A 4,492-nucleotide genomic window follows, 5' to 3' on the forward strand; every position below is an offset into this window, starting at 1 on the left:
GCTATGATCATTTCTAGCTCATATGAACAAAAATGACCTTGAATTTGTTTGTGTGTGTTCATTGTGGCGATATGATGGCCGCGGTCAGCATGCATACATCCGAGGTAACAGCATGATCACGCTCATCATCACGGACATGGACGGCACCTTCCTCATATAGCAGGGGGGATAACAACCGAGCCCTGTTCGCCGAGGTGGTTGCCGCCATGGCGCAGCAGGGGATACATTTTGCGCCCTGCACGGGAAAACAGGTCGACCGGGTCGAGGCGCGGCTGGACAACGCCCAGGGCCTGGCCATCATCCGTTGGTTGGCGCATCTGTCGGGCGAGCATATCGTCATCGCCTGCACGGCGGCCTGCGCGGCGATCCGGGAGGCGGTGCCGGATCATCTGAAAGCCCTGGTGCGCCGCTCTTACATCCAGGTGCAGACGGTCGCCGATTTTGGTGACATCACCGCGGACGTTGTGAAGATCACCGTCTATGACGAGCAGGGGCGCTGCCTGGATCTGCGGGGCCAGCTTGGCGAGTGTGATGACGAGGCCTACATAGTGGCGTCCGACCAGCAGTGGATAGACATCGCCAATGCCGGCGTGCACAAGGGGACAACGGTGGCCAGGTTGCAGCAGCTGGTCGGCGCCGGTCGTCATGAGACCCTGGTCTTTGGCGACGGGCTCAATGACATCGAGCTGATGGCGTGCGCCGACTTCAGTTTCGCCATGCGCAATGGCCACGACGGACCAAGGACGCCGCCCATTTCATCACCCGCTCGAACGATGAGGACGCCGTCATGCATACCATCTTGCAACTGCTCGCACTGCAGAGGCTGGGGGCGTGAGGCGGGCCGGGCGATGATCGCCCGGCCATTACAAGGGAACACCATGGACAAGTATTCACCGGAGGAGCGACGGCTCCTCATTCTGGATCTGCTGGCCGCGCACCACAAAGTGATGGCGGCGGAGCTGGCGGAGCCGCTGGGCACCACGGAGGCGACCATCAGGCGGGATCTGCGCTATCTGGCCGATGAGGGGCGCTGCAAGCGCATTCACGGTGGCGCCATCTCCCTGTCGCCCCAGACGGGGACCCTGACCGAACGCAGTACCCAGCATGTGGCGCAGAAGCAGGCCCTGGCCGTGGCCGCCCTGAGCCTGGTCAAACCGAACCAGCTGATCTTCCTGGATGCCAGCAGCACCCACCTGCTACTGGCCTCCCTCATGCCGGAACACCAGGGTCTGACGGTGGTGACCAACAGCCCGGCCATCGCCTGCCGGCTGCTGGAGAGACCCGGCATCAGGACCATCCTCATCGGTGGCGAGCAGGATCCGCTGGTCGGCGGGGCCGTTGATATCGCGGCGGCCGAGGGCATCAAAAAGTTCCGCTTCGACCTCGGTTTCCTGGGGGTCTGTGCCTGGTCCTCGGATCTCGGCTTCAGCGCCGTGCATTACCAGGACAGCGAGTTCAAGCGCCGGGTCGCGGAGCGTTGCGGCTCGCTGGCGGTGCTGTGCAATGACGACAAGCTGGAGTCCCTGGCCTCCTACCCCTTCCTGCACGCTGCGGATCTCGACTACCTGATCTGCACCCGGCAGGATCCGGTCCTGGTCAAGACGCTCGAAGGGGAGGGCTGCACCGTCATCACCGCCGGCTGAAGCCGGGCAGGCTGCGCCGCCGCGAGAAGAGCGGGGAGAGGCCGGGGGCTGGAAGCAGCCCATAAAAAACGCCCCGTTCCCGGGGCGTTGGGAACGGGGCGCCTGCCAGCGTCCTCAGGCGAGGTCGAAGCGATCCAGGTTCATCACCTTGGTCCAGGCCGCCACAAAGTCCTTCACGAACTTCTCCTTGGCATCCGCACTGGCGTAGACCTCTGCCAGGGCGCGCAGCTGGGAGTTGGAACCGAACACCAGATCGACCCGGGTTCCGGTCCACTTCACCTTGCCGCTCTGGCGATCACGGCCTTCATAGACTCCCTGGCTGCCCGCCGCCGGTTTCCACTCCGTGCCCATGTCGAGCAGGTTGACGAAGAAGTCGTTGGAGAGGGTACCCGGGGCGGCGGTAAAGACCCCGTGGCAGTTGCCCGCGTTGGTGCCGAGCACCCGCATGCCGCCCACCAGTACCGTCATCTCGGGGGCACTCAGGGTGAGCAGCTGCGCCTTGTCGATCAGCATGGTCTCCGCGAAGCCCGCGCACTCGCCTGCGTAGTTGCGAAATCCATCTGCAAGGGGCTCGAGCACCGCGAAGGAGTCCACATCGGTCTGGGCCTGGGAGGCATCCATCCGGCCCGGAGTGAAGGGCACGGTCACGGCGACACCGGCTCTCTTCGCGGCCTGCTCGACCCCCACGCCGCCCGCCAGCACGATGAGATCGGCGAGGGAGACCCGCTTGCCGCCGGTGGCGGAAGCGTTGAAGGTCTGCTGTATCCCGTCGAGGGCCTGAAGCACTTTCGCAAGCTGGGCAGGCTGGTTCACGGCCCACTCCTTCTGCGGGGCCAGGCGGATGCGGGCACCGTTGGCGCCACCGCGTTTGTCAGAGCCACGGAAGGTGGACGCGGAAGCCCAGGCGGTGGAGACCAGCTCGGCCACGGACAGGGAGGCCGCCAGGATCTTCTCCTTGAGCAGGGCCACGTCCTTGTCATCGATCAGGGGATGATTGACGGCGGGGATGGGGTCTTGCCAGATCAGCTCCTCTTTGGGCACTTCCGGCCCCAGGTAGCGGGCGATGGGGCCCATGTCGCGGTGGGTCAGCTTGAACCAGGCGCGAGCAAAGGCATCGGCGAAGGCCTGCGGATCCTCATAGAAGTGGCGGGAGATCTTGCCAAACTCGGGGTCAAAGCGCAGGGTCAGGTCGGTGGTGAGCATGGTCGGCTTGTGGAACTTGCCGGGGATGTGCGCATCGGGAATGATCTCCGGCGCATCCTTGGCCACCCACTGCTTGGCGCCGGCTGGCGACGTGGTCAGCTCCCACTCGTAGTTGAACAGGTTTTCAAAGAAGTTGTTGCTCCACAGGGCCGGTGTCTTGGTCCAGGTTACTTCGAGCCCGCTCGAGACGGTATCCTTGCCATGGCCGCTGCCGAAGTCGCTCATCCAGCCGAGGCCCTGGGCCTCCAGAGGCGCGGCTTCCGGCTCTGGCCCCTTGTGGGATTCGGGCGCGGCGCCGTGGGCCTTGCCGAAGGTGTGGCCGCCCGCGATAAGGGCGACCGTCTCTTTATCGTTCATGGCCATGCGACCGAAGGTGGAACGGATGTCCTTGGCAGCCTCCATGTAGTCACCGCTGGCGTTGGGCCCTTCCGGGTTGACGTAGATGAGGCCCATGTGGGTGGCACCGAAGGGGGCCGTAAGCTCGCGATCGCCCTTGACCCGATCGGGATCGACCCCGAGCCAGGCAATTTCATCCCCCCAGTTGACGTCCTGATCCGGCTCCCACACGTCGGGCCGCCCACCGCCAAAGCCGAAGGTGCGAAAACCCATGGTCTCCAGGGCGACGTTGCCGGCGAGGATCAGCAGATCGGCCCAGGAGATCTTGTTGCCGTATTTCTGCTTGATGGGCCAGAGCAGGCGACGGGACTTGTCGATGTTGACGTTGTCAGGCCAGCTGTTGAGGGGGGCAAAGCGCTGTTGGCCACGGCCGCCGCCACCGCGACCGTCGGTGGTGCGATAGGTGCCCGCAGCATGCCAGGTCATGCGGATGAACTGGGGGCCGTAGTGACCGAAGTCCGCCGGCCACCACTCCTGGGAATCCGTCATCAGCTTGACCAGATCTTTCTTGAGTGCCTTGTAATCCAGGCTCGCGAAGGCCTTGGCGTAGTCAAAGTCCTTGTCCATGGGATCGGCGCCGGGGGAATGCTGATGCAGCAGATCCAGCCGCAACTGGTTCGGCCACCAATCTCGATTGGTTCTGCCGACGCCGGCGGTGTGGTTGAAGGGGCATTTGCTTTCTTCACTCATCTCTGTCTCTCCTTGGCAGTCATGTGCAATGCAGACAACTCAGTATGGGAACTTTTCCTGCAACCGGCGGGGCATGTGACAGGTTGGGCCTTGGACCGGCATCGGGGGGTTATCAATAACTCCCTATATTTCAGCTAATTGATTAAGGATGGGATGACCGTATTACGAAAAGATGAATCGGTGCCATCGAATTTGGCTCTCCTGGACAAGGGATAAGAGAAGGAAGGAGCGCCCTGGCAGCCGTGTTATCAATCTTTTTATCCATAACACGAGGGATCAGACCTGGACTTGCGCTGGGTCATGGCATGAGGAGGGCTTGTCTTGAGCGGGGTAGAAAACCCCATTTTTGTGACGGCGGTCCGGACTGCGTCCTGAGCAGGGCGCCGAGCGCCAGAGGATGGGGTGGGGGCGTTGCGCCAAAAAGCGGGCGGCGCAGAAACAAAAAGACCGGCCAGTGGCCGGTCCAAACAGACAGCGTGCTGCTGTCTCATCAGGCTGATCCCAGCCTGGAGGGGAATAATGGGGTGGCTGATGGGGCTCGAACCCACGACAACCGGAAT

The 4,492-nt window shown here is 63.0% G+C and carries 2 protein-coding genes; one reads left to right on the top strand and one right to left on the bottom strand.

Going from position 1 to position 4,492, the window contains the following annotated elements:
- The first annotated feature begins 206 nt into the window (after positions 1-206).
- Positions 207-1,643 carry an HAD hydrolase family protein gene (locus AACR77_RS09600; RefSeq protein ID WP_197055488.1) on the top strand — a complete coding sequence of 479 codons (1,437 nt, stop codon included), beginning with the start codon at positions 207-209 and terminating at the stop codon, positions 1,641-1,643.
- Positions 1,644-1,757: 114 nt separating this feature from the next.
- Here AACR77_RS09600 and katG read toward each other — a convergent pair whose 3' ends face one another.
- Positions 1,758-3,932 carry a catalase/peroxidase HPI gene (gene katG / locus AACR77_RS09605; protein ID WP_042881056.1) on the bottom strand — a complete coding sequence of 725 codons (2,175 nt, stop codon included), beginning with the start codon at positions 3,930-3,932 and terminating at the stop codon, positions 1,758-1,760.
- Between the last annotated feature and the right edge of the window lie 560 nt (positions 3,933-4,492).

It is taken from the genome of Aeromonas sp. ZOR0002, assembly GCF_963866995.1.
Classification (GTDB): Bacteria; Pseudomonadota; Gammaproteobacteria; order Enterobacterales; family Aeromonadaceae; genus Aeromonas; species Aeromonas caviae.

Coding starts and splice junctions, on each gene's coding strand:
- AACR77_RS09600 (WP_197055488.1), top strand. CDS start 207: ATGGCGCAGCAGGGGATACATTTTGCGCCCTGCACGGGAAAACAGGTC.
- katG (WP_042881056.1), bottom strand. CDS start 3,932: ATGAGTGAAGAAAGCAAATGCCCCTTCAACCACACCGCCGGCGTCGGC.